Below are 4,666 nucleotides of genomic sequence, written 5' to 3'. Positions count from 1 at the left end.
GGGGGGGGCCCCCCTTCGTCGTCCCCGCGCGGCCCTCTCTTCCCGGCCCCTGTGATCACTCCGGTACGCCGGGTGCGGAGAAAGTGTGCATTTGAGGCGCTTAACGCGGTGGAAACAAGACAGATGTTCAGGGTCAATGTGCCAGGTGTACCGGTTTGGTCTCGTTTGCGCACGATGGGGTGACGGTTGGGTCACGTGGCATTAGCGCATCTGAACAACTTGCCTAAATCGGGCTAAACTCACCGCACCGAACAGCAAAGGACAGCGGTGGCGCGTGCGCGCATTCGCCACCGCCACCCTCAGATGCGCAAGGAGCGCGCGTGCGCACACGTCTTGTGACCGTGTTGCTCGCCCTGATCACCGCCATCCTGGTGATCCCGGGGCCAGCGGCGACGGCAGACGAACAGGGCGGTGAAGCGCTGCACGGTCAGATCCTCCATCCGGAGAACCGGGACCAGGGTGTCGAAGGCATCATGATCACGGTCTACGACGGCGAGGACGAGGTCGGGGCGGCGGAGACCGACTCTGAAGGAATGTGGGAAGTGGGCCTGCCCGGACCGGGCACCTACCGCGTGGTGGTGGACCAGGAGTCCGTCCCCGGGGAGTTCGCGGTGATCGAGGCCCTCTTCGTCGACGGTGAGACCGAGGTGGAGGTCGAGGCGGACGACCGGCGGCCGTTGATCGTCGCCCTGGAGGCGGCGGGCGCGGCCGAGGAGGAGTCGGCCTCGCCCTCGCAGGAGGAGACGGAGGACTCCTCCGGCGGGGAGGCGGCCGACGAGGAGTCGTTGGCGCCCAACACCGGCGCCGGTGGCTCCTTCGGGGACCGGGTGCTCCAGCTCACCGCGGCGGGTCTGCTGTTCGGCCTGGTCATCGCGGTCTCGGCGATCGGGCTCTCGTTGATCTTCGGTACGACGAAGCTGATCAACTTCGCCCACGGTGACCTGGTGACCTTCGGTGCGATGATCGCGCTGCTCTTCAGCACGGGTGCCGCGGGTATGGGCAACGCGCTGCTGGCGCTCTTCCTGGGGTTGGGCGCGGCGGTCCTGATCGGCGCCTTCCTGGAGGCCAGGCTGTCGCGGACGGCGCTGGTCGTCGCGCAGTGGTCGTCGATCCTCGCGGGTATCGCGCTGGCGACGGTCCTGGGCGTGATGGGGGACGCGGTCGGTTGGAGCGTGCCGCTGTGGTTGGCCGCGGTGGTCGCGGTGCTGATGGGCGCGGTGCTGGGCGGGTCGATGGAGCGCTACATCTGGCGTCCGCTGCGGCACCGCAACGTGGCGATGATCCAGATGTTCATCGTCTCGATCGGTCTGGCGCTGGTGGTGCGGCACGTGATCCTGGTGCTCTTCGGGGCGGGCCGGGAGCGTTACGCGGGTTTCCAGCTCCAGGAGATGGTGCGTCTGGGACCAGTGTCGATGCCGCCGCGCGACCTGGTGGTCATGGCGGTGGCGGTCGTGGTGCTGGTGGGGGTGGCCTGCCTGTTGCAGTTCACCCGGATCGGCAAGGCGATGCGCGCGGTGTCGGACAACCGGGACCTGGCGGAGTCGTCGGGTATCGACGTGGACCGGGTCACGCTGTACGTGTGGGGGCTCGGTGGCGGTCTGGCCGCTCTGGGCGGTGTGCTCTACGGGCTCAACCAGGTGGTGGAGTACGAGATGGGCTTCCGTCTGCTGCTGATGATGTTCGCCGCGGTGATCCTCGGCGGTCTCGGCACGGCCTACGGTGCGATGGTCGGCGGCCTGGCGGTCGGCCTGGTGGCGATGTTGTCCACCCTGTGGTTCCCGTCCCAGCTCATGCAGGCATGGGCTCTGGCGCTGATGATCCTCATGCTGCTGGTCAGGCCCCAGGGTCTGCTCGGTCGGCGTGAGCGGGTCGGCTAGGAGAGAAGACGATGGATATCCTTTCGATCCTCGCCGAGTCCACCCGGTCGGCGCTCGGCCCGATCGCGGCGATCTACGCGCTCGCGGCGATCGGCCTCAACCTCCACTTCGGTTACACCGGGCTGTTGAACTTCGGCCAGGTGGGTTTCATGCTGGTGGGCGCCTACGGCGTGGGCATCAGTGTGGCGGTGTTCGACCTGCCGTTGGTGGTGGGTTTCGGTGTCGGTCTGTTGTGCGCGTTCGTGATGGCCCTGTTGTTGGGCATTCCGACGCTGCGGTTGCGTGCGGACTACCTGTCGATCACGACGATCGCGGCGGCGGAGGTGATCCGTCTGGTGTACCGGGCGGGTTTCGCCGAGCCGCTGACCGGTGGTGTGTACGGGTTGCAGAACCTGGCGTCGGACTTCCGTGCGATCAACCCGTTCGACGGGGGTGAGCGTTACGGTTTCGGGGCGTTGTCCTACAACGGCAACCACCTGTGGGTTCTGGTGGTGACGTGGGGCCTGGTGCTGTTGATGGCCGGGTTGACGTGGGTGCTGATGCACAGTCCGTGGGGGCGTGTCATCAAGGGCATCCGGGAGGACGAGGACGCGGTCCGCAGTCTGGGCAAGAACGTGTTCGCGTACAAGATGCAGGCGCTGGTGCTGGGCGGTCTGGTGGGTGCCCTGGCGGGGTGCATGCTGGCCGTGTACCAGGCGTCGATCCAGCCGGACCAGTTCAAGCCGCAGGTGACGTTCTTCCTGTGGGTGATCCTGCTGTTGGGCGGTGCCGGTCGGGTGTTCGGTCCGGTGCTGGGCGCGATGGTGTTCTGGTTCCTGATGAACTTCACCGACGGTGTGCTCCAGGGTTTCGGCTCGATGGGGTGGCTGCCGTTCCTGGACGGTCCGGACTACGGTGCGATCCAGCTGGCCTTCGTGGGTCTGTTGCTGGTGTTGCTGATCGTCTTCCGGCCGCAGGGTCTCATCGGCGACCGCAAGGAGATGCTGATCAATGTCAAGTGACAAGGTGGGCGGCGGCGTCGGGTCCGGGGTCGGGGTCGACCGTGTGGCCGGTGCGGAGCCCGTGCCGGGTTCGGCGAAGCCGGATCCGATCCTGGTGGCGGACGGTGTGCGCCGTTCCTTCGGCGGTCTGACCGCGGTGGACGTGGGTCACCTGGAGGTGCAGCGGGGGACGATCACGGCGTTGATCGGTCCGAACGGTGCGGGTAAGTCGACGCTGTTCAACCTGTTGACCGGTTTCGACCGGGTGGACGGGGGGCGTTGGACCTTCCAGGGCAAGCCGATCAACGGCAGGCGCGGTCACCAGGTGGCGCGTGCGGGGATGGTGCGGACCTTCCAGCTGACCAAGGCGCTGACCCGGATGACGGTGTTGGACAACATGCTGTTGGGCGCGCCGGGCCAGTTCGGTGAGCGGATGGCGGGTGCGTTCCTGCGGCCTGTGTGGCGGAGGCAGGAGAGGGAGAACACGCGTCGCGCGCTGGATCTGTTGGAGCGGTTCAAGCTCATCGACAAGCGCGACGACATGGCGGGTTCGCTCTCGGGCGGTCAGCGCAAGCTGTTGGAGATGGCGCGTTCGCTGATGACCGATCCGACCATGATCATGCTGGACGAGCCGATGGCGGGGGTGAACCCGGCGCTGGTGCAGTCGTTGCTGGGGCACATCACGTCGTTGCGCGACGAGGGCAAGACGGTGCTCTTCGTGGAGCACGACATGGACGTGATCATGGGTATCAGCGACTGGATCGTGGTGCTCGCCCAGGGCCAGGTGATCGCGGAGGGCCGTCCTTCGGACATCCGGTCCAACCAGCAGGTGATCGACGCCTACCTGGGTGCCCAGGAGGAGACGGCCGAGGCCCCGGGGAGTGGTGATGACTGAGAGCGCGCAGCCGAGTCCGGAGAAGGTGGCGAAGGTCTCGGACGAGGTCCCGGTGGAGGCCGTGGAGGCCGCCGTGGCGCAGGAGCACCGTGAGGAGGTGCTGGAGCAGGCCGGTGAGGCGGCGCCGGTGGGTGGTCCGGAGGACTACCTGTTGTTGGCCAGGGAGCTGGTGGCGGGGTACGTGCCGGGGGTGAACATCCTCAACGGGTGCACCCTGACGCTGTCCGAGGGCGAGGTCGTGGCGATCATCGGCCCGAACGGGGCGGGTAAGTCCACGCTGATCAAGACGGTGTTCGGGTTGATCCCGGTGCGTGAGGGCGCTCTGACGCTGCGGGGGTCCGACATCGCGGGTCTGCCGGCGCACAGTCTGGTGGAGCGGGGGGTGGGTTACGTTCCGCAGACGCAGAACGTGTTCCCGTCGCTGACCATCGAGGAGAACCTCCAGATGGGGGCGTTCCTGCGGCCGCGGACGTTCACGAAGCGGTTCGCGGCGGTGGCGGAGCTGTTCCCGCTGCTGGCGGATCGGCGCAAGGCCAAGGCGGGGTCCTTGTCGGGTGGTGAGCGCCAGATGGTGGCCATGGGGCGTGCGCTGATGATGGAGCCGTCGGTGCTGTTGTTGGACGAGCCGACCGCGGGTCTGTCGCCGATCTACCAGGAGGAGGTCTTCCAGCGGGTCAAGGAGGTCAACCGGACGGGTGTGTCGGTGATCATGGTGGAGCAGAACGCGCGTCGCTGCCTGCAGATCTGTGACCGCGGCTACGTGTTGGACCAGGGGCGCAACGCCTACACCGGTACGGGTGCGGACCTGTTGAACGATCCCAACGTGATCGAGCTGTACCTGGGGACGCTGGCCAAGGGCTGAGTCGCCGTGGGGGAGGGGCGGGGCCCGTGGCGGGCTCCGCCCCTCCCTGTCG

The 4,666-nt window shown here is 67.3% G+C and carries 4 protein-coding genes; all 4 read left to right on the top strand.

What is annotated here, in order from left to right; translation table 11 throughout:
• Positions 1–320 precede the first annotated feature (320 nt).
• Genes DQW06_RS17580 through DQW06_RS17565 form a run of 4 tightly spaced genes read left to right on the top strand, consistent with a single transcriptional unit; the run spans position 321 to position 4,614 of the window.
• Entirely contained in the window at positions 321–1,877 is a 1,557-nt protein-coding gene (locus DQW06_RS17580) for a branched-chain amino acid ABC transporter permease (RefSeq protein ID WP_071622465.1), read from the top strand.
• Positions 1,878–1,888: 11 nt separating this feature from the next.
• A complete protein-coding gene (locus DQW06_RS17575; protein WP_013154172.1) occupies positions 1,889–2,878 on the top strand; it encodes a branched-chain amino acid ABC transporter permease in 990 nt (329 codons plus the stop codon).
• Positions 2,868–3,752, top strand: coding sequence for an ABC transporter ATP-binding protein (locus tag DQW06_RS29610; RefSeq protein ID WP_071622464.1), 885 nt, complete (start codon positions 2,868–2,870; stop codon positions 3,750–3,752). The genes DQW06_RS17575 and DQW06_RS29610 overlap by 11 nt, the downstream gene beginning before the upstream one ends.
• A complete protein-coding gene (locus tag DQW06_RS17565) occupies positions 3,745–4,614 on the top strand; it encodes an ABC transporter ATP-binding protein (protein WP_013154171.1) in 870 nt (289 codons plus the stop codon). The genes DQW06_RS29610 and DQW06_RS17565 overlap by 8 nt, the downstream gene beginning before the upstream one ends.
• Positions 4,615–4,666: the final 52 nt, after the last annotated feature.

Source organism: Nocardiopsis sp. TNDT3, assembly GCF_003427465.1.
Classification (GTDB): Bacteria; Actinomycetota; Actinomycetes; order Streptosporangiales; family Streptosporangiaceae; genus Nocardiopsis; species Nocardiopsis dassonvillei.
Note: the sequence above shows the minus strand (reverse complement) of the source record. Positions and strands in the feature narration are given on the sequence as shown.